Raw genomic sequence first — 23,303 nt, forward strand, 5'->3', positions numbered from 1 at the left:
CGAAAGGAACCGTCGTGAATCCCCTGAACCGCCTGCGCGAGCGCTACGCCAAAAAGAACGCCGGGTCGAACGCATCCACGCCCAAACCCGCCTCCCAACGCGTTCGAGGCAAGGACCCCAAGAGCCATATGGGTGAGTTTCTGAGGACGCGCCTCATCGAAGTGACCACGTCCAAGAGCGCTCGCGTCGCCAAGGAGAATGCCGCAGCGTTCTCGGTCATGGAGGAAGAGCTGGACAGCGCCCTGCAGCACATATCTCAGGGGAAACAGTGGGATGGCATTAGCGCACTTTCGACGACCCTTGCCGCCCTGATGCCTGTTGTGAGGGAGTCTCTCGGTGGCAAAGGCGTGGGACGGCCTCTCAAACAAGAACAGCTAGCGCTGAAACTGTGCGCTGCACATCTTCGCGCTGCAATACCCAATCTCCCCCAAGCCACACTCTTGGGTCTGGATCAACATCTCGGCACGATGGGGGCGCGGTCTGGCCTGGTGGGCCATGTGATTGGCCTGATCAAGGTCTCGGTGAAGGCCGAGTTATTGCATCGCGCAACGCACGAGCAACCGCAACCAGCATTGCAAGCCAAGCCCGAAAATGGCGCTGCACCGCGACCGCAACTCGGGCCTCTGGAATTGAAGGGGCTGAAAGCAACGCCGCGCCAGTGGGATCGGTTGTCTGAAGCAGAACTCGACAAGATTCAAGCGCTTTCATCCGAGCTGATGGCTCTGGCCAAGGCCCTTGGCACCCCGCAGGTCAATGGCCTCTTTTCGGGAACTCCGTTCACGCAAAGTGACGTCACGGACATTGCTTCGCGCGCGCTGGCCGCAAAGCTTGTACTGGCCAAGGCTTTGATTGAAAAGACCACGCCGGCCAAGATCGCCGTGATGTCCCCGACCGAGCTAGCGCAGTCGGACAAAGCCATCCAACTGCTAGAGGCGCGAAGGACAACGGCATCGAACCTGGGCGTGGTCAAGCCTTTGGTTGAGCTTCGGATCGTGTTTCAAGCCTCGCTGCAAGCGGCGATGGCCGAAACCGACCCCAACAAGAAGCTCGGACAACTTCTTGTGTGCGCGGAGCAGGCAGCCCTTGCCCAGCATCAGTTTCCCCAGATGCCTCTGAACCACGGCGTTCTGAACCGTGGCATCGACTCCTTTTGTAAAGGTGAGTTGGTCAACGCAAAATTGGCCACGTTGGTGGACGCCGAAGGAACGCTGGCACTTCTGGCCCTTTCGTATCCGTCCGATCCCAACGTCCTTCAGTTGACGATCTCGGTCAAGGCGGAGCTTGTTGTCCGATCCATCAGGACGATGAGCAACAAGCAGTTGAAGCTCGAGCACCTCACCGAAGGCAACGTGCTCGACCTGAAGAAGTCGACCCTGAGCCAACTCCACAAGCGCGCGAAACAATTGCTGGATGCCCTGAAGGCGGATCCGCGCGCAAGGGCGATGCTGGCATTGACCGTGTTTACCTTGGACGAGCTCGATTTCGTTCGCCAGCATGCCGCCAACGCCATCAAGCTCCACGACAAGGCCCGGCGGGATGCAGCCGAAGAACCGGCCGATCTCGACGAAGTCGCGGACCTCAGGAAGCGGCTAGGCAGCTTCAGGGGCATCCAGTCAGAAGCCGAGGCCGCGCCGGATCACATTGGCATGCAGGTCGCGCAGGACGAAAAATCGTTCATCGACATTGAGAAAAGCGCTTTGGAAGCGCAGGCGTTTTTCGCAAAACTCAAGCCGATCCGTATCGCGGAAGCGGGTGTTGACCTGGTGAGAGAGCTGCTCGTTGAAATGGAGCTCGCGCTGACGGTCGCGGCGACGCCCGAAGCTCTCGGCGTATTGGTGAAGTCGAGTGAAAGCTTGAGGACAGTGCTTGTCGAGCACGAAGCGGCGGGTTTGTCCACCTTGGCAGTGGCCCAAGAGAACGTGGCCGGCCTGCGAGAAACCGTTGCCGCTGGCGAAAGGGTCGTCGCGGATCGGAAAGCGGTTGCCGATGACGCGGGCCTGGTCGTTGCCAAAGACGCTTTGGCCCTGGCCGAAGAGGACTTGGCAGAGGCAGAAGAGGACTTGACCGAGATCCAACAGGCCATGGCCCAAGCCGAAGCCGTGTTCAAACGAGTTTCCGATGCGCAGCTGTTGGCCTCCACCAGCGCCCGAAACGCCCGCGATGCCGGCAAGAGGCCAGGAAGCGAAACAACGGAAACGCCGGGCCCAAAACCCTTTTAAAAGGAACACACGTGAACTTCCTGACCCGTCTGCATTCGCACTTCGCCAAACCGCACGCCGAGCCGGGTGCCCCTAAAACGGCTACCAAGGGCGCTCGTCACAAGGGCTCGAATGCCGCTGACGTGAAACCCTTGCAGAAGCACACCATCGCAACCGCCTCGGCCGACGGCGCTCGCGTCGTGCAAAAGAACGCCCCTCCATTCGAGGAAATGCAACGGGCGTTGGATTGCGCCTTGCTTCACCTGTCGCAGGGGGAGCAGGAAGATGGCAAGCGCGAGCTGCAGGCCGCTGTCGTCGCCCTGACGCCTGTGACGGAACGCGTTAGTAGGCAAGCACACCTGGCGCAAAAGCTCCTCGGTGCCCATCTGCGAGAAGCGCTTCCCAAACTGCCCGAGGCAAAGCTCCTTGGATTGGAGAAAAATCTTCGCGAATCCGAACTCCCTATAGGCGACCTGCAATCGGTGATCCAGTTTGCCGTGAAAGCAGAGCGCTTGCGACTGGCACTGGCCGTGCCCGTGAAGCCACGGCCCGACGAGCTGGAGAAACAAGGTATGGCGCCTGTTCCGAGCGACTGGAGCTTGTTGTCCCAAGAGAAGCTCGTGGAAGTTGAAAAACTGGCCGTGGAACTCCGGGAGGCGGCGCGCCGCCATCCTTGGTCATTGGGCGAACTCTCCGGCACGCAGTTCACCCAGCGGGAACTCCAGGACTTGGCAACGCGGGCCCGGCATGCGGTGTTCGACAGCGACGTCGCGGCGGTGTCGAAGGAGGCCGACCCCAACAAGAAACTGGCGGTGCTGCTCAAGACGGTCCGGCTTTTTGCCGAAGCCGACATCGCGCTTCTGGACGCTCGCAAGATGGACCAGTGCATTGTCGAGATGTGTACAAAGGATCTGAGCAAGACCAAGATGTCCGCGCTGCAGGAAGCCGAAAAATTCCTGACCCAATGCATGTCGTCGTCGACGGAACCCAAATTCCTTCTGCTGCTCTTGGCGGTCAAGGCGCAGCTTCTGCACCGCAACATCGCTGCGATGAAGGAAAAGAGGGGCGTGGCTCTGGAAGGGATCACTGAGGCGGGTGTGCTCAAACTCAAGAGATCGACCTTGCCCAAGCTCCAGAAGCGCGCCGCCGAACTCGTTGGCTTCGCCCAGGGGAATCGGTCTCTGAAGGCCTGGCTCAGCAACATGGGGTACAAGCTGACAGACCTCGAAAAGATCGAGCGCCTGGCGTCTGCGGCGACCAAGGTCCGTGTGAAAGCCTCGCGCGACGCGGTGGAGCAGGAGGGCCAGGGGAAGTCCGTCAAAGGGCCTGCGGATGACGAAGTGAACATGGACGAGCTGCTGGACATTCAGGCACGGATTTCCGATATGCCTCAGTTGCCCTCTGTTCCCGGCGATATGCAAACGGTATTTGAGACACTGCAGAACGAAGTGGCGAACCGCAGCTCCGTCGGTGGTGGTGGCGAACCTACCGGCGAGCGGCTCGCGTTGCAGGATGTCGAAGATCTCTTGTCCCAGTCGCAGCGTTCGAGGGTCGCGCAGGCGCAGGCGCAGGCCATGCTGCAAGACGCCTCTCCAGAGCAGATGGCCGATGCCGACCTGGATGCGTTGGAAGATGCCGTGATCTTGCTGGGTCTCAGTGACGTGCCTGCCCCGAACCTGGGCGTGGCCGGTCGTTTGGTCAAGGCCCGGATCGAACTGAGGGATGCGCTTGAGGCCGCAAAGGCCGAGACCGACAACAACAAGAAGCTTGAGCAACTGCTCATGGTATTGGAGGCGGCAAGGGTGGTCGTCGATGTTGCGGGCAAGGAGTCGCGGGAAGTTGAAGAACTGCGGCATGCCATCGACGAATTTTCTGCTGCCGGTTTGCACACGGCGGAAGCGACAGTGCTCGTGGCTGCCGAGAAGAGGCTGACCCTCATGGCGTCTGCCTATCCGAACGTTCTCTCCATAGGTTTCTTGACCGTGGCTGTGAAGACGCAACTGATCGGCCGAGCCGTCCGCAGCATGCCCAGGCGGTATGGCGTGCAACTGCATGAGATCACGAAGGACAACGTGCCCACTCTGCAGAAATCCATGCTGGTCCAACTCAAGAGGCGTACGGTGGAGCTCATGCAGGTGATCGAAATTTATGGGAGTCCGACGGATCAGGCAATTCAGGGTGTCATCGCAACGCTGCAGACCATCAAGAAGCAGGCCGAGGATGCCATCAAGCTGTTTCAAGAGGCGTCGGCCGAAGTGGCCGAAGTGGCTGTTCCCCGACAAGCGATCGATGACACCGGAGAACTGGCGGGGCTCTTCGGGCAAGAGCCTGTTTTCTACGACCAGCTCCTCCGCAACTTGGACAAGTTCAACCCAAAGTCATCCTGAGCGCGCCGGCGGCAGCGACATGCGTACCACCTGCGTAGCGCTGTCGCCGAGTCTCCTTTGCTAGCGCTTGTGTGTTGTCTCGAAAGGATCCACTATGAAATACGACACCGTCCGCTCCAAACAAAGTGTGCAAGATGCCCCCTCTTCGGCCGACAAGAAAGAAAAAACGGCGCAACCGCGTGCCGGTGCGGTGAGCACCACAGGCAAGGTGACGCGGTTCTTGAAACTGCGTGCCATCGAATTGACGATGTCCAAGGAGGCGCGGGCGAACCAGAAGCTCGACGTGCAGTCGCTCAAGCTGGTCAAGAAAGAGTTGGAAGACGCCATGCGTTCGATGGTCGATCCGGACGCCTCAGAGGGCGCTGGGGTCGCCGCACTTCGGACCGCTTGCGCGTCGCTGAAATATGTCGTGACACGGCATCCCGAGGTCACACAGGACGCTGTGAACGAAGAAGAGTCCAAGGCGCGATTGACCCAGCGGCTGTGCGGCGCGCTTCTGCGCGAGGTGATGCCGACCTTGACCCCCGACGAACGTCTTGCCCTCCGCGATCTTTCCTCGACTGAGGTTGACGAAAATGAAATGAACGAAGTGATTGATGAAATCCGGTTCTCCGCCAAGGGTGAGTTGCTGCGCCGTGCGACGCAGGTGGCACCGGGAACGTCGATGGCGCGGGACAAGGATGGCCATGGATTGGACTGGAGCACGTCGTCCGCAGAGCAATGCGATCAGATTCACGCACTTGCGAGCGACCTGATCCAGTCGGCCAAAGCCTTTCCCAGAACGAAAGGCGTCATCGCAGGAACGCAGTTCACGCTGCGAGATTTGGAGGAGATCAGATCCCGCTCCTTGAAACTGGTCGTCCGTGCGGCCTGGTCGACAGTGGACAAAACAAGCGCAAGCCAGATCGCCGCCATGTCCAAGCCCGAGCTGAAGAAGCTGGAAAAAGCGGCTCGAACAATGGTTGAGAACACCAACGCAGGGGAGATCGCGAAGATGTCCAAGACCGAGCTGGTCACGCTGGGAAAGGCGGTGCAATTTCTTGATGCACGCCGCGCCAGTGCCTTCAATCTGGATGCGATCAAACCAGTGGTCGAGGTTCGAATCCGATTGGAGGATTCCATCTCAGCGGCAAAGAACGAGACCGACGTCAACAAGAAGTTGGATCATTTGCTCCATTGCGCGGATCTGGCGGCATACGCCAAGGCGCAATTCGGGGAAGGGACACTGGATCTGTCTGAAGTCATCCACAGTGTGTCGGCGTTTTTTCACCAACGGCTGCGCGACGTCAAGCTGTCTGCTCTGACGGATGCCAAGAGCTCGATGGACTCTCTTCTAGAGGAGAACTACCCGGACGACCTCTGGATTCGTCAACTGAGTGCAGTGATTCAAGAGGAGCGTTCGAACCGTCTCCAAACGCTTGGGACGCAGGCAAGCGCCGCCATCCAGGCGTTTCAGAGACCGCCGGCCAACGCCTTCAAACAGACGAAAAACGAGGTGGTCAAGAGTCTCATCGACGAAGTTGACTCATCGAGCTCCACGGACAGCTGAAGAAATACCCCACCTCGAGAGGAATATTCATGAAAGCAGCAATCAAGCAAAAGTTTCTAAACCTTCTCCCAACGCGAAAAGGGCACGGGTCGGCGGATGCCGCGCCCAAAAAACCCCCGCGGGTCCGTCGCGGCAAGTCCAATAGCAGTGAGGTACGAGACCTTGGCAGTTGGGATGTGGCCCGGACTAAGCCCGAGACCAGTCGTGCTGATCGACAAAACGCTGATATGAATGAGGCGGCGCGCGCGAAGACAGCGAGGCAACTTGGCGACGCGCTATATGCCTTGAAAAACAGAATGATCGCAGAGGCCTATTTGGACATGGCGCTGATCAATGAGACATTGACCGAGGTCGTGCAAAGGACCTCCGATTTAACGGGCAAGAGTTGCTCGGAGGAGGCCGTACGCAACAATGTGCAACTGCTGTTCCAAAAAGGGCACTTGCAAGAGCACTTGCGCAAAGAACTCAAATCCCTCGAGCCCGAGGTGTTTGATACCGTGCGAAAAACAATCGAGGAACTCGCCGAGGGAAGGGACGACGATGCGCATCGCTTGATGGTGCTACTCAAGGGCGAAGTGGATCGGGAGTCTCTTATTCGTGCGAAGGTGCATGCGATTGAATGCGTGGAAAAATGTGAAGCATCGAATTCGAAGCTGTCGCCACCCGAGAGGGTGTATGTCCTGGGGCAGGTGAAATTTTTGTTGGCGAACCCGTCAAAGAACGGAAAAGGACGAGGGCCAACGCCGGAACAGCTGGTGGAGCTGCAGAAAAAACTTCAACAAGCGGAACGCAAAGATGAGAAGACTTCGATCGAGTCCGCGTCCGCGTCCGCGTCGGCGTCGAAGTCGAACCGAGAGAGCGCCGATCTGACCCGCCCGAGCGCCTCATCGCGAAGCGAAAATCAGTCGGAAGAAGAGGGGGCGATGTCCGAGTCGGAGGAGTCGGAGGAGCAGACGAAGAAGGAGACGGCGAACGAGATGCGTCGCAAGCAGGCCGAGCTTTCCAAGCACGTGACCTCCACGATAGTCGGTACAACGCGGGAAGAGGACGACGTTGGGACCGAATCCGGTTCCGAAGACTCCGGCACTCTCCCGCCACCGGCCGATTCGACCAGGCCAGCGGACCGCTCGGCCAAGTCGAATCGGTTGACCGCCATGCTGTATCCGGCTGGGAATAAGCAGATAACTGGGAGTGGGGTCGTCGGCGGCGTCGCAAGCCCTGCAATCGCGCGTCGCGATGTTTACTATCGGGAGCTTCAAACGTTGACGGGCGAGCTGATGGCGATGGCAAAAAGCGATTGGGGAGGCGCACAACCTGCGGCCGACGCCGTGATCCCGGGTACGACGTTCACGTGGAAGCAGCTTGCCGACACAAATGCCAGAGCCTCGGAGATCCTTGCACCACTCAGCAAGGCTGAGCAGGATGCCATTGCGATTGTGCGGAATGAGCGTCCCGCTGTGCGGCTGATGAAGCCGGTCGATCTGACGGCCTTGAAAAACGCGGTCGATTTTCTCAAGGCCAATCACAAGGCCAGCTATCCCGACTTGGCTTTCTTGAACCTCTTGAGCAAGCAGATCGCAAAAGCCAAACGGTGAACCGCCCCGGTTGTAGCCATGGTGAAAAGCCCCGATCGGCCGGACTGCATCCAACCGATCGGGGCTGTGCCCGGAGCGATTTTTTAAGAGCCGTGGCGCGTTTTAGGCCTTGCCCTTGAGGGTGTCCTTGGCGCGCTCGTGCACCGCCTTGGCATCGGCCTTGCACACCTTCTGCGCATCACCGGCCTGGTCTTCGCACTTCTCCTTGGCGAGGTCGTACGCGGTGTCCGCCTTCACTTCCTCGACCTTGCGCTCGTTGCCCGGCGTGGCCTTGTATTTGGCTTCGAGCTGGGCCTTTTCCACCTTTTCCGTGCCCTTGGCGTCGACCTCGCACACGTCCTTCGCGTTGTCCTTCATCGCGTCGCACGCCTTCTTGGCGTTCTTGTACTTCAACTCAATGCGGTCCTTGGCCGCGTCGTATTCGGCCTTGTTCATGGTGGCGGTCTGGGCCGCCGCGAATGCCGATGCGGCACACAGGGCAACGGCCGTCAGGGTGTGAAGGGTCTTGGTCATGCTGGCCTCCTTGGAGCTGTTTGAAGAGCCTTCATCTTGGCCCTGCAGCCCCACGGCTTCAGTAGGACTCGCCCGTCGCGGCTTGTAGGAATCGTCTCGCACTGGGCGATTCGGTGGAGGCGCGCTGGCCTTTCGGATTTGTCAAAGCTCTGTTAATTCGCTTGCGCAGGGGCGGACGCCTTCCTATCTTCGCAAGGCTAGGGCCTGTTCACACTATTTTTCCAAGTGCGAAGGGGTTGAAAACAGCGCCAATCGAGGCGCAGGACGACGGCCAGACTGGGCGTCTGGCCTAGGAGTGCAACGAAGAGTGGCGCTGTTTTCAACCCCTTCCCTTCGGGTTGCGGCCAAAAAGGCCATGCGCCGCGTTGCGAAGCCTCGCCGGGCCACCGGCCCGTCTGCGTTTCGCGCCTTGCGCATGGCCTTTTTGATCCGCAACGCATCTTGGAAAAATAGTGTGAACAGGCCCTAGTGGATGGTGCGCTTCTGCGCGCGCCCAGCCCACTCTATTCCTTTGACATTCCCTGGCGCACGCCAACGTGCGAACCGCATGAACTACAGCAATTCTCAAAAATGGACCGCCGAATTCCTTGGCACGTTCTGGCTCACCTTTGGGGGCTGCGGCAGCGCGGTGCTGGCCGCTGCTTTCCCCGAACTGGGCATCGGATTCACCGGTGTCGCGCTCGCTTTCGGCTTGACCGTTCTGACCGGCGCCTACGCCTTGGGCCCCATCTCGGGCGGCCATTTCAACCCGGCGGTGTCCTTGGGCCTGGCCCTGGGGGGCCGCTTTCGGGCGGCCGAACTGCCGGGCTATGTGATCGCCCAGGTGCTGGGCGCGGTGTCAGCGGCCGGCTCGCTGTACCTCATTGCCACGGGCAAGCCCGGTGTGGACTTGGGCGGCTTTGCAACCAATGGCTACGGTGCGCATTCGCCCGGCGGCTACGGCCTGGCCGCCGCGCTGTGCATCGAGGTGGTGCTGACCGCGGTGTTCCTGATCGTCATCCTCGGCGCCACCGCGAAACGCGCGGCCGCCGGCTTCGCGGGCATGGCCATTGGCCTGTGCCTCACGCTGATCCACCTCATTTCCATTCCGGTGACGAACACCTCGGTGAACCCGGCGCGCAGCACCGGCCCCGCGCTGTTCGGCCCCGCCATCGCGCTGGACCAACTCTGGCTGTTCTGGCTGGCACCGCTGGCCGGCGCGGCGATCGGCGCGCTGGTCTGGCGTGTGCTGCTGGCCGGCCACGACGAACCCTGAAACCCCGGGGACGCGAGTCCGTGGCGGGATCGCCCAAGAGGGGGAGGAGGGCTCAAGAGTTTTAATGGCCGGACGATAAGCAGAGGTTCCGCCTTTGCTCGCTCGATGCTTGTGCAGGCCCTCTCCCGATTCCCGACTGCCTGCCATGCCCGCGTTCCTGCCGTTCAGCTACGACCTCCGGGTCGTTCTCGCCTCGTTCCTCATCGCTCTGCTCGCCTCCTACGTCACGCTGGATCTCGCCCGCCGTGTGGGCGCGTCGCGGCGGCGTGTCGGGCTGGCCTGGTGGGTGGCCGGCTCGATGGTCATGGGCACCGGTATCTGGTCCATGCACTTCCTGGGCATGCAGGCGTTCGAACTGCCGATGGCCATTGGATTCACGGGCGGGCTCACGCTGGTGTCATGGTTGGCCGCGGTGGCGGCATCGGGCGTGGCGCTGGCACTGGCCAGCCGCGAGACCTTCGGCCGCCTGCACATTGCCATGGGCGCGCTGGCCATGGGGGCGGGCATCAGTGGCATGCACTACACCGGCATGGCGGCCATGGACATGGCCCCGGGCATCGTCTGGGACTATCCCGTCGTCGCGTTGTCGGTGCTGATCGCGGTTCTCGCGTCCGCCGCAGCCTTGCTCATCTTCCAGTTGCTGCGCCGCGTCAAGCCCGGCCACCGCCGCCGGTACCAGATGGCTGCCTCGGTCGTCATGGCCACCGCCATCTGTGGCATGCACTACACCGGCATGGCCGCGGCCAACTTTCCCCTCGGCACCATCTGCCGCAGCGCAGGGGAGCTGGGTGGCACCGGCCTCACGGCAATGGTGCTGATGGCCGCCGGCATGCTGCTGGTGAGCACCTTGTTCACTTCCATTCTGGATGCGCGTCTGCAAAGCACCGCGCACCGCCTCACCGAATCCTTGAAGGAAAGCAATGCGCGCCTGCAGGCCGCCAACGAAGCGTTGCAGTTGCGCGCGTTTGCCGACGCGCTGACCGGCCTGCCCAACCGCCTGCTGTTCGAAGACCGCCTCAACCAAGCCCTGATGCGACTGGACCGCACGAACCACGCGCGTGCGCAGGACCGCTTGGCCGTGCTGTTCGTGGACCTGGACGGCTTCAAGCCCATCAACGATTCCTTTGGACACGCGGCTGGCGACGTGATCCTGCGGGGCGCGGCCGAGCGTCTGCTGGAGGTGGCGCGCATGTCCGACACCGTGGCCCGTGTGGGTGGGGACGAGTTCCTGATCCTGCTGGAAGAAGTGAGCGATGTCGTCTCCTGCGTCACCGTGGCCAACCGGGTGTTGGCCGCGCTCTCGCGGCCGTTCGAGGTGTCGGGCAAGCAGGTGCAGATCTCCGGCTCCATCGGCATCGTGGTGCACCCCGACCATGGCGAGCGCCACAAGCTCGTGGCCCATGCCGACGTTGCCATGTATGCGGCCAAGCGCGCCGGCGGGGGCTGCTATGCGCTGTTCGAGCCGCACATGGGTTCGGACGCGTCCAGCCAGCTGGAACTGCTGAACGACTTGCGGCACGCGATCGACCACGGCGACCTGGCGCTGCACTACCAACCCAAGATCGATGGTTTGCGCGATCGCATCAGCGGCGTGGAAGCCCTCCTGAGATGGAACCACCCCAAGCATGGGGCGGTCAGCCCGGTGACTTTCATCGCGCTGGCCGAACGCTTCGGCCTGATCGGGCGCCTGGGCAACTGGGTCATCAACGAGGCCTGCCGACAGGTGGCCGAATGGTCGCGCAGTGGCCTGCGCATGCGCGTGGCGATCAACCTGTCGGCGCACCAGTTGCGCGAGAACGGTCTGACCGAGCGCATTCAGGCTGCGCTGCAGCGCCACAGGCTCGATGCCTCGCAGTTGCTGTGCGAGATCACCGAGTCGGTGGCCATGGAAGACATCAAAGCCACGCAGCGCACGTTCGACGGTCTGGCGCGCATCGGCGTGTTCCTGTCCATCGACGACTTCGGAACGGGTTACTCCAGCCTGAACTACCTGCGGCAGCTCCCCGCACAGCAGCTCAAGATCGACCGCAGCTTCGTGAAGGACCTGGAAACGAGCCAGGACGCGCGCGCCGTGGTGGGGGCAGTGGTGAGCCTGGCGCATGCGCTCGGTTTGCGCGTGGTGGCCGAGGGTGTGGAAACCGCCGGCCAGCGCGACATCCTGCTGGGCATGCGTTGCGACGAACTGCAGGGCTATTTCTATGCCCGGCCGATGCACGCGAGCGCGCTGCTGGAATGGGCCAACGGCGTCAAGCCGGCGGATGGCGCGGAGTTCGCGCCATCGATCTTCGAGCCGTCCTTCAATCAGGCATAAACCAGCTGGCGCTGGGTCAGAGACCCGGGTCGATGTACGGCTTGGTGCCGTAGTAGTCGTGGATGCCCTTTTCCCAGGTGGTGTCGGCCATGTCGGGCCAGTTGTCCTTGTCGAAGCCGGGCGCATCCTTCAGGCGGTCCTTGCTCGCATCGAGCACGAAGCGCTTGTTGACCGTGTCCAGCTTCAGTGCCGCCCAGGGCACGGCGAACAGCTTTTCGCCCATGCCGAGGAAGCCGCCGAAGGACAGCACGGCGTAGGCAACGCGACCCGAGCGCATGTCGAGCATGATTTCCTTGATGTCGCCCAGGTTCTCGTCCTGGGTGTTGGCCACATCGTTGCCCACCAAGGTGTTCGCGCCCATCAAATGCGGGCCGGGGCCTTGGTGGACTTTGCCCTCCAGCACTTTGCCGCGCACATAGATGCCCAGGGTGTCTCGCTCTTCGTAGTTCATGTGAATACTCCCTTGAGGAATGGAGTTGAAGGGAATGCAGGTGCCAGCTGCAGCCAGCGCGTGGCCGGTTCGGGACCTCGCGTGCCTGCAGTCTGAGGGGCGGATGCGCCACGGTCTGTTCGGCAGCACACGTGGCATACGAGGGTGGGCTGCTGCCTCGGCTACGATGCCGGCTCCCCTCTCCAGGCCTCGCCTTCCCCTCTCCATGTCCCAACCCTCCACCTCCACGCGCTCCACGCGCCGCCAGATCATCACCGTGCTGCTGCTGTTGGCCGCGGTCGCCGGCGGCATCGTCCGCTGGTGGGCGCCAGACCCTTCGCTGGCGCGCACGCTGGGCACCTTGATGATGGTGCTGTGGTTGCCGATCATCGGCAACATCATCGGTTGGTTGATGCGGCGCGCGCAAACGCCCAAGCATTTGCCACAGGGCTTTGCGTCGGGCGCCCCGTTCGAGCCGCACGCGCTTATCGAGCTCACGCTGCTGGAGGCCGACACGCCCTCGCTCAGCCGGCCGATCCGTGTGGGCTTTTTCGATGCGGCCCTGGTGGTGGATTCCGAAGGTTTCAGCGCGCGTCTGGCCGTGCCGTCCGACAGGGAGCCGGTGCCCGAGGTGCCTTGCGAGCTGGAAGTGCAGTTCCTGCGGCCCGAACTGGCGCGCAGGCGGCTCACGCCGGGCACGGGGTTCGTCCTGCTTGCGGGCCGCACCGCGTTGGGCAAGGGCGTTGTGGTGTCGGTGGTGGACTGAGTGGTTTAGGTCATGGCGCCCAGCAGCCAGCTGCGGAATGCCTGCACCCCAACGCGGTCGGCCGAAGTGGGCGTGGTCGCCAAGTGGTAGCTGGGGCCCCAGGGTACGCATAACCCGAATGGCGCGACCAGCTGTCCAGAGTCGATCTTGGATTTGGCCAATTCAACCGTGGTGGCCACAATGCCGCGGCTCGCCGCCGCGGCGTCGAGCGCAAAGGTGAAATGGCTCACGCGTTGCCCGGCCGATGTGTCCACGCCGGACACGCCGGCGGTGCGCAGCCACATGTCCCAGAATGCTTCACCTTCGTAAATCGATCCGCGTTCGTCGTGCAGCAGCGGCGCACCGCGCAGGCTGGTGGGGTCGCCTGCGCGCAGATGGCGCTGCAGAAAGTCCGGGCTGCACAAAGGTGTGATCGACAGGGGCAGCACCCGGTCCACGTTCATGCCCGGGTAGTCGCCCAGACCAAGGCAGATCACCACGTCGCACTCTTCGGCCCAGCCCATCACGCTCAGGATTTCGCCTCGATGGGTCCAGCCCATGCCGGCGGGTTGACCGATGCGGGTCGTCACACGCACGTCCACATTCGGATGGTCTTCGATGAATTCATGCAGGCGGGGCATCAGGCACTGATACGCAAATGCCGGAGTGGTGATGATGGCCAGCGACTCCGACTGGTGGCTGCCGCGGACCTCGTTCACGGCGCGCTGCATGCCCTCGAACCCCTCGCTGAGTTTTCGGGCCAACAGGGCGCCGGGCGGCGTCAGCGTGACCTTCTTGTGCCCACGCAAAAACAGCTGCACGCCCAGGGTGCTTTCCAACTGTATGACCTGGTGGCTGATGGCGGCAGGCGTGACGTGCAGTTCCTCCCCGGCACGCTTCAAGCTGAGGTGGCGCGCGGCGGCTTCGAAGGCGCGCAAGGCCGTGAGCGGTGGCAGCGCTGGTTTCATGGCGAAAGTGTAGTGCCAGGCCCCGCAGTGGCATGCCTTCCCGCCGAAGGGCAAATCTCAGGCAAATTTAATTCAACCGAGGGCCCAACATTGATCGTGTGACAAGCCTTTCGGGCATCACTAACCTTCGTGCCTGTCCCTGTCGATGACCATTCCGAAAGCGCCCCATGCCCGAGTTTTTGAATCCTCCCGCCCTTGGCCCCAGCTTTTCGCCTTACTCGCACATCGCGCGCACCGGTCGCGGTGAACTGCTCTTCATCGCCGGCCAGGTGGCCACCGACGACCAGGGTGAATGCGTGGGCGCGGACGACTTTGACGCGCAGTGCCACCAGGTATTCGCCAACATCCACACCGCATTGCAGGCAGCGGGCGCGCACTGGCGCCATGTGGCGCAGTTCACCAGCTATCTGGTGGACCGTGAAGACATCGCACGCTTCCACGCCTGGCGTGTGCGCGAGTTTCCGCGCCTGTTCCCGGACGGCGCGTACCCCACGAACACCTTGTTGATCATCGGCGGGTTGGTGCGGCCGCAGTTCCGTCTGGAAGTGCAAGCCAATGCGGTGATTTGAAGGCCCGGACCATGGACCACCGCTTCGAGTTCCAGGGTATTGCCGTGCACGCCGCAGCGCTGGGCCCCGAGCGCGGAACGCCACTGCTGCTGTTGCACGGCTCTGGTGCCGGAGCTTCCAGCATCGGCAACTGGCGCAAGGTGCTGGAGCCCTTGGCGGAGGCGGGCTTTCGGGTGCACGCCATGGATCTGGTGGGCTTCGGCCGCTCTGGACGAAAGCCCACACCGCCCTTTTTTGACTACGACCTCTGGCTCGCTCAGTGCGGCGCGATGCTGGAGCGCATCCCTGGCGAACGTGTGGGTGTGATCGGCCACTCTCTGTCAGGCTCGCTGGCGCTGCGCCTGGCGGCGCAGCAGCCGCGCGTGGACCGCGTGATGACCACGGCTACGATGGGCGCGGCGTTCACCGCCAACGCCTGCACCCTGGCCACCTGGACATGCCCGACGGATCGCGATCAGCTCATGGCCGTGGCACGCCGGCTGATCCACGACGAACGACTGATCGACAGCGCTTACCTCGACAACCGCGCGCAGGTGCTGTTCAACGACGGCTACGCGGACTATTACGCCGCCATGTTCTCGGGCGACCGGCAGCGCTTCATCGATCGCACGGTGTTGTCGCCGGCGGAGTTGGCCGCCATCACCGGCAAAGTCCTGATGCTGCACGGCAAGAACGACAGAGGCTATCCGGCGGAGGCGCTCACGCTTGCGCTGGCCCGGGGCATTGCGCAGGCGGACGCCGTGTTGCTGGCGAACTGCTCGCACTCCGTGGCATTCGAGCAGCCGCAGAAATTCGTCTGGCACGCCACACGGTTCTTTGATCGGGAGACTTCGCATGCCTGAAAACACCGTGCCGCGAGGCTATCGCCTGCAAGGTAGGGTTCTGGACGGCACCGTGTCAGCCGCACGGGAGCGCGCCACCGTGGTCACCGAGGGCGACACCATCGCCTGGGTTGGTGACACGTTCGCACTACCGGCCGAATTCCAGTCGCATGCGTACACGCTGGTCGATCTGCCGGGCCGCACGATCATGCCGGGTCTGGTGGATGGGCACACGCACATCTCGTTCGGCGAAGCGCGCTCCGAAGAGGAACTGGCGCTGTACACGCCCGTCGAGTTTCGTGCGCTCAAGGCGGTGTGGAACGCGAAGAAGGTGCTGCAGGCCGGCGTGACCAGCGCTTTCGACGCCGCCACCACCTATAACGTGGCACAGAGCGTGCGCGACGCAATCGACAGCGGCATGTTCGAAGGACCCCGTTTTGCGGTCTCGGGCCGCCAACTGACTTCACACCAGGGCTTGGAAGACTCGTTTCCGAGCGAGATGCAGTTTCCCCCTGGCCAAGCGGGTGTGCTGGTGAAGAGCCGGGACGAGATCGTCGAGCAGATCCGCTTGCAGGTGAAGGACGGCGTGGACGCGATCAAGGTGTCGGGTTCCAACGATTCGCTGGTGTCGTCCGATGCCATCGATGGTTCGGCTTTCACATTCGATGAGTACCGGCTTATCGCCGACGAGTCGCACCGCCTGGGGCGCCTGTGCACCGTGCACGCCCGCACCCGGGACGCGGTGCGCGATGCCGCCAAGGCCGGTTTCGACGTGATCTTCCATGCGTCTTTCATCGACGACGAAGGTATTGCCTGGTGTCTGCGCAACGGTTGCGTGATCGTGCCCACACTGCCGCTGCTGGTGAACGTGATAGAGGCCACCGGCGGACCAGGCGCCACGCCGATGAACGCCGTCTTTCAGACCGAGGTGGATGCCGCGATGCGCAACCTGCCGCGCGCCTACCGCGCAGGGGTTCCGTTGGTGCAGGGTTCGGAGTCCGGCTGGTCGCCCATTCCCTACGGCCATTGGCACGCGCGGGAAATGGAGATCTTCGTGCGCCACTTCGGCCTGTCGCCGCTGGAAGCGATCCACGCCGGCACGCTGGGCGCCGCGCGCCTGTTCAAGCGCTTTGGCGATCGCATCGGCAAGGTGGAGGCGGGGCGCTTTGCCGACTTGCTGGTGGTCAACGGTGCCCCCGATCGCGATGTGACGCTGCTGCAGAAGCCGCAACACTTCGACTTCATCTTCAAAGGCGGTCGACCAGTGGACCGCACGCCGCCGGCACCGCGCCGCCAGATGGGTTTCGAGCGGCACAAGATGTTTCTCAACGGCGTGTACCGCTACGACGCGGACCGCGGCGTGGGCCAACTCGTGCGTTGAGAACCCCTTCTTTTTCACAATCAGGAGATTCACTTCCATGAGCAAATATTCGAGTGCCGAACTGGCACAGATGGTGCAAGAGGACCGCGTGCACCGCGCTTACTACACCGACCCCGATGTGTTCGAGGCCGAGATGACGAAGGTGTTCGGCAAGGTGTGGGTGTACGTGGGCCACGATAGCCTCGTGCCCCGCAAAGGTGACTACTACAGCACCACGCTGGCCGGCCAGCCCGTGGTGCTGACGCGGGGTGAGGAGGGCGCGCTGCACGTGATCCACAACCGCTGCGGCCACCGCGGTGCCAAGGTGGTCAACCAGGAACGCGGCAACGCCCGGATCCTTACCTGCATGTACCACGGCTGGGGGTTTCGAGTGAACGGTGAACTGGCGGGCGTGCCAATGCGCGCCGAGTTTCCGCAGGAGGCGTTGCAAGGGCCGCAAGCAGGCATGGTGCCCGTGCCGCGCGTGGACACCTACCGCGGTTTTGTGTTTGCTTCGCTAGATCCCGACGTAATGCCATTGATGGACTTTCTGGGCAGCGCGAAGGAAGGCATCGACGAGCTGGTAGACCGCTCTCCCATGGGAGCCATCGAGTTCTCCGCCGGTTGCCACCGTTACCGTTTTCGCGGCAACTGGAAGCTGCAGATGGACAACATGGCCGACACCTACCACCCGGCCGCCTGCCACATTTCCACGGTGGGTCCGGATGGCAGGCAGTTTCAGAGGCGCGCCGGCAAGGAAGGCGGCTCGGCCATGTTCTTCACGTCCAACGGCGAATCGGTGGTGTCGCAACTCGGGGTTCGAGGTTTTGCGCAAGGCCACAGTTCGGAACAGTCACTTTTCGACAAGGTGCAGTCGGGCGGTGTGTTCGACGAGTACCGCACCCTGCTGGTGCAAGCCCATGGCGAAGAGCGGACCACAGAGATTTTGAAGAACGTGCGGCACAGCCTCACGCTGTTTCCCACGCTAGACATCCTCATTGCGCAGACCTCGGTGCGCGTGGTCAAGCCGATCTCGGTGGATCTGACGGAAGTGGAGGTGTGGCCCGTGCGCCTGGCGGGCGCGCCCGCTGCCATCTCCGACGACCTGGTGCGCTACGTGAACATCACGCACTCCGCGTCGTCGTTCATCCAATCCGACGATCTGGAGGCCTTCGAACGCTGCCAGGAGGGCATGCGCTCGCAGGGGACCGACTGGATTCTCGTGGCGCGTGGTCTCGGCACGGACGTGCAGGAAGCCGACGGCGTGCTGTTTGGCCCGCGCTCGAGCGAGGTGGGGCAGCGCGCCAAACACTACGCATGGCGAGCCTTGATGGCGGCCTGATCCACCCACCCGATACGAAGAGGAACATTCCCATGAACGCAGCCACCATCGCCAAGCTGGCACCGACCGATGTGCCGGTTTCGCAATTGCGCGATTTCATTGAACACGAGGCGGTTCTGCTCGACGAACGCCGCTGGGAAGAGTGGTACCAGCTGTTCGCCGACGATGGCGCCTATTGGGCACCGGCGCGACACGGCCAGGAACATTGGCTCACCCATGTGTCGCTCTTCTATGACGACAAGCACACGCTGAAGACGCGCGTCACGCGTCTGCAGCATCCTCAGCTGCATTGCCAGGAGCCCATTTCGCATTGCGTGCGCGTCTTGTCGTCGACACGTCTGGAGGCGGTGGAGCAAGACGAACATCTTGTGAGTTCGCGCTTCGTGATGCTGGAGGACCGTGTGGGTGCGCCGCAGCGGGTATTTGGCGGGCGTGTTCTTCACCGCCTGCGGCACGAGGGGCAGGGCCGTTTGAGCATCGTGCAAAAGCGCGTGGAGCTCACCAACTGCGACCAGACCTTTCCCATGCTCACGCAGCCTTTCTGAACGGCGGCGCTGCCTGGTGGTTTTCCCCATCTGTTGAAGTTTCATGGAGCAAACGATGAATATCCAAACCCTTTGTGTGCGGCTTTTCGCGACCCTTGTGCTGCTGACCGGCAGCACTTTCGTGCAGGCGCAGCCCTATCCGTCCAAGCCCGTGCGCATGGTGGTGCCGTACGCGCCCGGTGGTGCTCCGGACGTGCTGGCCCGCGCGCTCGGCATCGGCCTGGCCGAATCCTTCGGCCAGCAGTTCGTGGTGGAGAACAAACCCGGCGCAGGGGGTATCGGCGCCGCCGAGCTCGTGGCGCGCGCCCCGGGTGATGGGCACCTGCTGTTCTTCTCCGACATTCAGCAGTTGGCGATCAATCCCTATCTGTTCAAGAAGTTGCCCTACGACGCTGGTCGCGACTTCGTGCCGATCAGTCTGGCAGCGACGATTCCGCTCTACATCGCCGCGCAGTCGTCGCTGAACATTCACAACCTGGCCGATCTGGTGGCGTATGCGAAGGCGAATCCGGGCAAACTGAACTACGGGTCGTCGGGCATCGGCAGCATCCACCACATCGCCATGGAAGCCTTGCTGGCCTCGCTGAAGATCCAGGCCACGCACGTGCCGTACCGGGGCGCAGGGCAATCGGTGCCGGCATTCATGGGCGGTGAGACCGCGCTCGTGATCGCCGCGTACCCACAGCTCAGCGGGCATGTGGACACGGGCAAGGCGCGGTTCGTCGCGGTGACCACAGCCAAGCGCGCCGCGCAGGCGCCGAACGTGCCTGCCGTGGCCGAAACGGTGCCGGGCTACGACTTCAGCTCCGAGATGGGAATCGTCGCGCCGGCGGGAACGCCGGCCGTGGTGGTGGACCGGCTGGCCGCCGCCATTGGCAAGGCTTTGAAAGATCCCGCCACGGTGCAGCGCCTCAACGGCATGGGAGCGGCGGTGGTCGCAAGTTCACCCGCAGGCTACCGCGAGAACATCCAGTCCAACTTGATCAAGTTCAAAAGCGCAATCGAACTCACCGGCTTGAAGCCCGAATAGACACACCATGAAGTTGCTACGACACGGCCCGCCGGGCCAGGAGAAAGCCGGGGCGCTGGACGCCCAAGGGCGCACGCGCGACCTTTCGCTGCTGGTGCCCGACCTGACGCCCGAGTGGCTCTCGCCAGAGAAGCTGCAGGCACTCACCGCCATCGACCTTGCTCGCATGCCGCTGGTGCCCATCGGCACGCGCCTCGGCGTTCCGGTCGCCGGCACGCGGCAGTTCATTGCCATCGGACTGAACTACCGCAAGCATGCCGAGGAGGCAAACCTGCCGATCCCGGCGGAACCCATCGTGTTCAACAAATCGGTGCACTGCCTGGCCGGACCCGATGACGACGTGACCTTGCCGCCCGGTGCTTTGGCGTGCGACTGGGAAGTGGAGCTCGGCTTCGTGATCGGCACAGCGGCGCGCCGGGTGAGCGAGCAGGATGCGCTGTCGCATGTGGCGGGCTATTGCCTGGCGAACGACCTGTCGGAGCGAGACTGGCAGATGAACCGCGGTGGCCAGTGGGTCAAGGGCAAGAGTTTCGACGGCTTCGGGCCGGTCGGCCCCTGGCTCGTCACCGCGGACGAAGTTCGAGACCCGCAGAACATTCCCCTCGAGCTAACGGTCAACGGCGTGGTGCGCCAGCAGAGTTCGACGCAGGACATGATCTTTTCCGTGGCTCACATCGTGGCGCACCTCAGCCAGTTCATGACGTTGATGCCGGGCGACATCGTGGTCACCGGCACGCCGCAGGGCGTGGGCATGGGCGTGAAGCCCAAGCCTGTCTATCTGGCCAGCGGCGATGTCATCGAATTGCGGGCGGGCGTGCTGGGCCAGCAGCGTCAACGCGTGCTTTGAACGTTCAACCACAAGGAGACACACCATGAAATCGATTGTCGCAAGCCTGTTCGTGTTGCTGTCCTTGGCGGCCGGCCCCGCGCTCGCGCAGGCCGACACCTACCCGTCCCGGACCGTGAAGATCGTTGTGCCGTTCACGCCCGGCGGAAGTCCCGACGCCGTGGCCCGAGCCGTATCCCCCGGGCTCGGTCAGGCGTGGAAACAGCCGGTGGTGGTGGAGAACAAGGCCGGTGCGGGCGGCAACATCGGCGGCGAGACCGTGGCCCGGGCGCCCAGCGATGGTTACACCCTGCTGCTCTCGGGCAGCGGGCTGGCCTGCATCAACCCCAAGCTCTATACCAAGACTTCTTTCGACCTTGTCAACGACCTGAAGTTGGTCACTCCGTTGGGCTTCGTGCCCATCGTATTGGTGGTGCACCCGGCGATTCCAGCGAGAACGCTGTCGGAACTGGTGGCGCACGCACGCTCGCTCCCGGGGGGGTTGACCTACGGCTCTGGCGGCGTGGGCACGCCGCAGCATCTCTCGGGCGAAATGTTCACCCTCTACACGGGTCTGAAGATGACGCACGTGCCCTACAAGGGCAATGGTCCTGCGTTGGCCGATCTGATGGCCGGTCAGACCGACATCATGTTCAGCCCGATCAACTCGGTCGCGCCCCTTATCAAGGCGGGCAAGGTGCGGGCGATCGCCGCCGCAGGTTCGCAACGCATGCCCGCCATGCCCGACTTGCCGACCATCGCAGAGGCCGGCGTGGCCGGTTACGACAGTTCACTCTGGTTGGCGATGGCAGTGCCATCCGCCACGCCCAAGGACGTGGTCGACAAGCTGGACCGTGATGTGCGCAGCGTGCTCGGACGTGGGGACGTCAAGGCGAGTCTGGCGCAGCAAGGCATCGAACAACTGGCGGGCTCGCCGGTCGATTTTCAGGACATGGTGCGCAAGGACTGCGCGCGGTGGGCCAAGGTGATCGCCGACGCCAGGATCAGCGCGGATTGACAAGGCAGCACATGAACGCACCTGAACACAAGACTCTCCATGGCGCGGCGCAGCAGGCGCGCATCGATGTTCCCATACCCTCGCAAGGGGACGAACGCCTCTGGGGCAGCGATGTGATGGCGGCTGCCGTGCGCAACACCGGCATCGAGTATGTAGCGCTCAATCCCGGCGCCAGTTTTCGCGGTCTGCACGATAGCCTCGTCAACCACAACGGAAACCGCGATCCGCAGATGCTGCTCTGCCTGCACGAGGGCACAGCGGTGTCGATCGCGCATGGCTATGCCAAGGTGGCGAATCGCCCCATGGGGGTGGTCCTGCACAGCAACGTCGGGCTGATGCAGGGCACGATGGGCATTTTCAATGCGTGGTGCGACCGGGTACCGATGCTGGTCATGGGCGCCACCGGTCCCATCGATGCCGACAAGCGCCGACCCTGGATCGACTGGATCCACACCACGACGGACCAGGGCGCGCTGGTGCGCCAATACACCAAATGGGACGACCAGCCGGCCTCGGTGCCGGCGGCGGTGGAGGCGCTTTCCCGCGCCCGCCAAATCACGGACACCGCGCCGAAAGGCCCGGTCTACGTCAGCCTGGACGCCGGGCTTCAGGAGGCGCGCGTGGCGCAGATGCCGGCCATGCCCGAGTTGCAGCGGTACATGCCTTCCGCCCCACCGGCGCCGAACGCCGAGGCCCTGTCGCGCGCGGTTGCCCTGTTGTCGAGCGCACGCAAGATCGTGATGCTCGTGGGCCGTGTGTCTCGCGACACGGCGGATTGGGCGCGGCGTGTCGATCTCGCGCACGCACTGGATGCCCGGGTGGTGACGGACTTCAAACTCGGCGCAGGCTTTCCGACCGACCATCCACGGCACGTGGCGCCACCGGCGGCTTTTTCCCCCTCGGCGGTGTCGGCCGCGCTGTGCGATGCCGAGGTCATCCTCAGTCTGGACTGGCTCGACCTGGCGGGCACGTTCAAACAAGCCTTCGGCGGCCATGCGCCGCGCGCGCGCGTGATCCATGCGTCGCTGGACCAGCAACTGCATGGCGGCTGGAACATGGAGTACTTCGGCCTGGCGCCGGTAGACGTGCACATGGCGTGCGACGCCGACACCCTTGTTGCGGCATTGGCATCGGCGCTCGGCGCCCGTCAGGCACCGCCCTGCGAGCCGGCTGGCTTGCCTGAATTGGCGACCGATCAGGTCAGCATCAGGGCCATCGCTGGCGCATTGAACGAGCACACGCAAGGCCAGGACATCTGCGTGGTCCGCCTGCCCCTGGGATGGAACGGCAGCTACCGCCATTTCAAACACCCGCTGGACTACCTCGGTGGCGACGGCGGTGCGGGCATCGGCTCCGGCCCGGGCATGTGCGTGGGCGCCGCGCTGGCGTTGCGCGGGAGTGGCCGTTTGCCGATCGGCATCGTGGGCGACGGCGACTTCATGATGGGCGTGACCGCGGTGTGGACCGCGTGCCACTACCGCATTCCGGTGCTATTGATCGTCTCGAACAACCGCTCGTTCTTCAACGACGAAATGCACCAGGAGCGCGTGGCCCGCGAGCGCGGCCGGCCGGTGGAGAACCGCTGGATCGGACAGGCCATTTCGCAACCGGACATCGACATCGCGGCCATCGCACGCGCACAAGGCGCACATGCCTTGGGCCCGATCATCGATGTGCGGGATCTGAACCAGGCGATGGCCGAAGGGTTGGCGGTGGTGCGTGCCGGCCAGGTCTGCGTGATCGACGTTCGCGTGTTGCCGGGTTATGACACCAACTTGAGCGGTGAGGTGACGCGCTCGGCGTCCGCGCCCGCCGAAGCTGCCTGATAGGAAGAAAGCGTT

At 63.1% G+C, this 23,303-nt stretch carries 19 protein-coding genes; 16 read left to right on the forward strand and 3 right to left on the reverse strand.

Annotation, left to right across the window (positions count from 1 at the left end; genetic code table 11):
- Positions 1-14: 14 nt before the first annotated feature.
- The 4 genes from F9K07_RS09925 (at position 15) to F9K07_RS09940 (ending at position 7,729) form a co-directional block, all read left to right on the forward strand.
- Positions 15-2,219 (forward strand): hypothetical protein, encoded by a 2,205-nt coding sequence (locus F9K07_RS09925; protein ID WP_159592201.1) that lies wholly within the window; start codon positions 15-17, stop codon positions 2,217-2,219.
- An 11-nt stretch (positions 2,220-2,230) separates the two neighbouring features.
- The gene (locus tag F9K07_RS09930; protein ID WP_159592204.1) at positions 2,231-4,585 is read left to right on the forward strand and encodes a hypothetical protein; all 2,355 of its coding nucleotides are present in this window, start codon (positions 2,231-2,233) and stop codon (positions 4,583-4,585) included.
- Between the two features lie 94 nt (positions 4,586-4,679).
- Positions 4,680-6,134: a hypothetical protein gene (locus F9K07_RS09935; protein ID WP_159592207.1), complete on the forward strand. Its 1,455-nt coding sequence runs from the start codon at positions 4,680-4,682 to the stop codon at positions 6,132-6,134.
- 29 nt (positions 6,135-6,163) lie between these two features.
- Positions 6,164-7,729 (forward strand): hypothetical protein, encoded by a 1,566-nt coding sequence (locus F9K07_RS09940; protein WP_159592210.1) that lies wholly within the window; start codon positions 6,164-6,166, stop codon positions 7,727-7,729.
- A 102-nt stretch (positions 7,730-7,831) separates the two neighbouring features.
- On the opposite strand, the gene F9K07_RS09945 is transcribed toward F9K07_RS09940, so the two are convergent.
- Complete coding sequence (locus F9K07_RS09945; RefSeq protein ID WP_159592213.1) at positions 7,832-8,242, reverse strand: hypothetical protein; 411 nt, start codon at positions 8,240-8,242, stop codon at positions 7,832-7,834.
- A gap of 547 nt (positions 8,243-8,789) precedes the next feature.
- On the opposite strand from F9K07_RS09945, the gene aqpZ reads away from it, so the two are divergent.
- Together aqpZ and F9K07_RS09955 are read left to right on the forward strand one after the other, a co-directional pair.
- Entirely contained in the window at positions 8,790-9,497 is a 708-nt protein-coding gene (gene aqpZ, locus F9K07_RS09950) for an aquaporin Z (RefSeq protein ID WP_159592216.1), read from the forward strand.
- Between the two features lie 145 nt (positions 9,498-9,642).
- Positions 9,643-11,808 (forward strand): putative bifunctional diguanylate cyclase/phosphodiesterase, encoded by a 2,166-nt coding sequence (locus tag F9K07_RS09955; protein ID WP_159592219.1) that lies wholly within the window; start codon positions 9,643-9,645, stop codon positions 11,806-11,808.
- Between the two features lie 16 nt (positions 11,809-11,824).
- Here F9K07_RS09955 and F9K07_RS09960 read toward each other — a convergent pair whose 3' ends face one another.
- On the reverse strand, positions 11,825-12,259 hold the full coding sequence (locus tag F9K07_RS09960; RefSeq protein ID WP_159592222.1) for a PRC-barrel domain-containing protein: 435 nt from the start codon (positions 12,257-12,259) through the stop codon (positions 11,825-11,827).
- A gap of 205 nt (positions 12,260-12,464) precedes the next feature.
- On the opposite strand from F9K07_RS09960, the gene F9K07_RS09965 reads away from it, so the two are divergent.
- Positions 12,465-13,004 (forward strand): hypothetical protein, encoded by a 540-nt coding sequence (locus tag F9K07_RS09965; RefSeq protein ID WP_159592225.1) that lies wholly within the window; start codon positions 12,465-12,467, stop codon positions 13,002-13,004.
- A 5-nt stretch (positions 13,005-13,009) separates the two neighbouring features.
- On the opposite strand, the gene F9K07_RS09970 is transcribed toward F9K07_RS09965, so the two are convergent.
- Complete coding sequence (locus F9K07_RS09970) at positions 13,010-13,951, reverse strand: LysR substrate-binding domain-containing protein (protein WP_159592228.1); 942 nt, start codon at positions 13,949-13,951, stop codon at positions 13,010-13,012.
- Between the two features lie 167 nt (positions 13,952-14,118).
- On the opposite strand from F9K07_RS09970, the gene F9K07_RS09975 reads away from it, so the two are divergent.
- The 9 genes from F9K07_RS09975 to F9K07_RS10015 are packed head-to-tail and all read left to right on the forward strand — an operon-like array spanning position 14,119 to position 23,288.
- A complete protein-coding gene (locus F9K07_RS09975) occupies positions 14,119-14,520 on the forward strand; it encodes a RidA family protein (RefSeq protein ID WP_159592231.1) in 402 nt (133 codons plus the stop codon).
- An 11-nt stretch (positions 14,521-14,531) separates the two neighbouring features.
- Positions 14,532-15,362, forward strand: coding sequence for an alpha/beta fold hydrolase (locus F9K07_RS09980; protein WP_159592234.1), 831 nt, complete (start codon positions 14,532-14,534; stop codon positions 15,360-15,362).
- Complete coding sequence (locus tag F9K07_RS09985; protein WP_236581867.1) at positions 15,355-16,722, forward strand: metal-dependent hydrolase family protein; 1,368 nt, start codon at positions 15,355-15,357, stop codon at positions 16,720-16,722. The genes F9K07_RS09980 and F9K07_RS09985 overlap by 8 nt, the downstream gene beginning before the upstream one ends.
- 37 nt (positions 16,723-16,759) lie before the next feature.
- Positions 16,760-18,043: an aromatic ring-hydroxylating oxygenase subunit alpha gene (locus tag F9K07_RS09990; protein ID WP_159592237.1), complete on the forward strand. Its 1,284-nt coding sequence runs from the start codon at positions 16,760-16,762 to the stop codon at positions 18,041-18,043.
- A 32-nt stretch (positions 18,044-18,075) separates the two neighbouring features.
- Positions 18,076-18,588: an aromatic-ring-hydroxylating dioxygenase subunit beta gene (locus tag F9K07_RS09995; RefSeq protein WP_159592240.1), complete on the forward strand. Its 513-nt coding sequence runs from the start codon at positions 18,076-18,078 to the stop codon at positions 18,586-18,588.
- A gap of 55 nt (positions 18,589-18,643) precedes the next feature.
- Complete coding sequence (locus F9K07_RS10000; protein WP_236581874.1) at positions 18,644-19,618, forward strand: Bug family tripartite tricarboxylate transporter substrate binding protein; 975 nt, start codon at positions 18,644-18,646, stop codon at positions 19,616-19,618.
- A gap of 7 nt (positions 19,619-19,625) precedes the next feature.
- A complete protein-coding gene (locus F9K07_RS10005) occupies positions 19,626-20,465 on the forward strand; it encodes a fumarylacetoacetate hydrolase family protein (RefSeq protein WP_159592246.1) in 840 nt (279 codons plus the stop codon).
- A 25-nt stretch (positions 20,466-20,490) separates the two neighbouring features.
- Positions 20,491-21,462: a Bug family tripartite tricarboxylate transporter substrate binding protein gene (locus tag F9K07_RS10010; protein ID WP_159592249.1), complete on the forward strand. Its 972-nt coding sequence runs from the start codon at positions 20,491-20,493 to the stop codon at positions 21,460-21,462.
- 11 nt (positions 21,463-21,473) lie between these two features.
- Positions 21,474-23,288, forward strand: a complete 1,815-nt coding sequence (locus F9K07_RS10015) for a thiamine pyrophosphate-binding protein (protein ID WP_159592252.1) — start codon at positions 21,474-21,476, stop codon at positions 23,286-23,288.
- Positions 23,289-23,303 lie beyond the last annotated feature (15 nt).

Source organism: Hydrogenophaga sp. BPS33 (assembly GCF_009859475.1).
Lineage (GTDB): Bacteria > Pseudomonadota > Gammaproteobacteria > Burkholderiales > Burkholderiaceae_C > Hydrogenophaga.

What these genes read in the sequence shown, in the direction of transcription:
- F9K07_RS09935 (WP_159592207.1), top strand. Translation starts at nt 4,680, where the DNA reads ATGAAATACGACACCGTCCGCTCCAAACAAAGTGTGCAAGATGCCCCC.
- F9K07_RS09940 (WP_159592210.1), top strand. Translation starts at nt 6,164, where the DNA reads ATGAAAGCAGCAATCAAGCAAAAGTTTCTAAACCTTCTCCCAACGCGA.
- F9K07_RS09945 (WP_159592213.1), bottom strand. Translation starts at nt 8,242, where the DNA reads ATGACCAAGACCCTTCACACCCTGACGGCCGTTGCCCTGTGTGCCGCA.
- aqpZ (WP_159592216.1), top strand. Translation starts at nt 8,790, where the DNA reads ATGAACTACAGCAATTCTCAAAAATGGACCGCCGAATTCCTTGGCACG.
- F9K07_RS09955 (WP_159592219.1), top strand. Translation starts at nt 9,643, where the DNA reads ATGCCCGCGTTCCTGCCGTTCAGCTACGACCTCCGGGTCGTTCTCGCC.
- F9K07_RS09960 (WP_159592222.1), bottom strand. Translation starts at nt 12,259, where the DNA reads ATGAACTACGAAGAGCGAGACACCCTGGGCATCTATGTGCGCGGCAAA.
- F9K07_RS09965 (WP_159592225.1), top strand. Translation starts at nt 12,465, where the DNA reads ATGTCCCAACCCTCCACCTCCACGCGCTCCACGCGCCGCCAGATCATC.
- F9K07_RS09970 (WP_159592228.1), bottom strand. Translation starts at nt 13,951, where the DNA reads ATGAAACCAGCGCTGCCACCGCTCACGGCCTTGCGCGCCTTCGAAGCC.
- F9K07_RS09975 (WP_159592231.1), top strand. Translation starts at nt 14,119, where the DNA reads ATGCCCGAGTTTTTGAATCCTCCCGCCCTTGGCCCCAGCTTTTCGCCT.
- F9K07_RS09980 (WP_159592234.1), top strand. Translation starts at nt 14,532, where the DNA reads ATGGACCACCGCTTCGAGTTCCAGGGTATTGCCGTGCACGCCGCAGCG.
- F9K07_RS09985 (WP_236581867.1), top strand. Translation starts at nt 15,355, where the DNA reads ATGCCTGAAAACACCGTGCCGCGAGGCTATCGCCTGCAAGGTAGGGTT.
- F9K07_RS09990 (WP_159592237.1), top strand. Translation starts at nt 16,760, where the DNA reads ATGAGCAAATATTCGAGTGCCGAACTGGCACAGATGGTGCAAGAGGAC.
- F9K07_RS09995 (WP_159592240.1), top strand. Translation starts at nt 18,076, where the DNA reads ATGAACGCAGCCACCATCGCCAAGCTGGCACCGACCGATGTGCCGGTT.
- F9K07_RS10000 (WP_236581874.1), top strand. Translation starts at nt 18,644, where the DNA reads ATGAATATCCAAACCCTTTGTGTGCGGCTTTTCGCGACCCTTGTGCTG.
- F9K07_RS10005 (WP_159592246.1), top strand. Translation starts at nt 19,626, where the DNA reads ATGAAGTTGCTACGACACGGCCCGCCGGGCCAGGAGAAAGCCGGGGCG.
- F9K07_RS10010 (WP_159592249.1), top strand. Translation starts at nt 20,491, where the DNA reads ATGAAATCGATTGTCGCAAGCCTGTTCGTGTTGCTGTCCTTGGCGGCC.
- F9K07_RS10015 (WP_159592252.1), top strand. Translation starts at nt 21,474, where the DNA reads ATGAACGCACCTGAACACAAGACTCTCCATGGCGCGGCGCAGCAGGCG.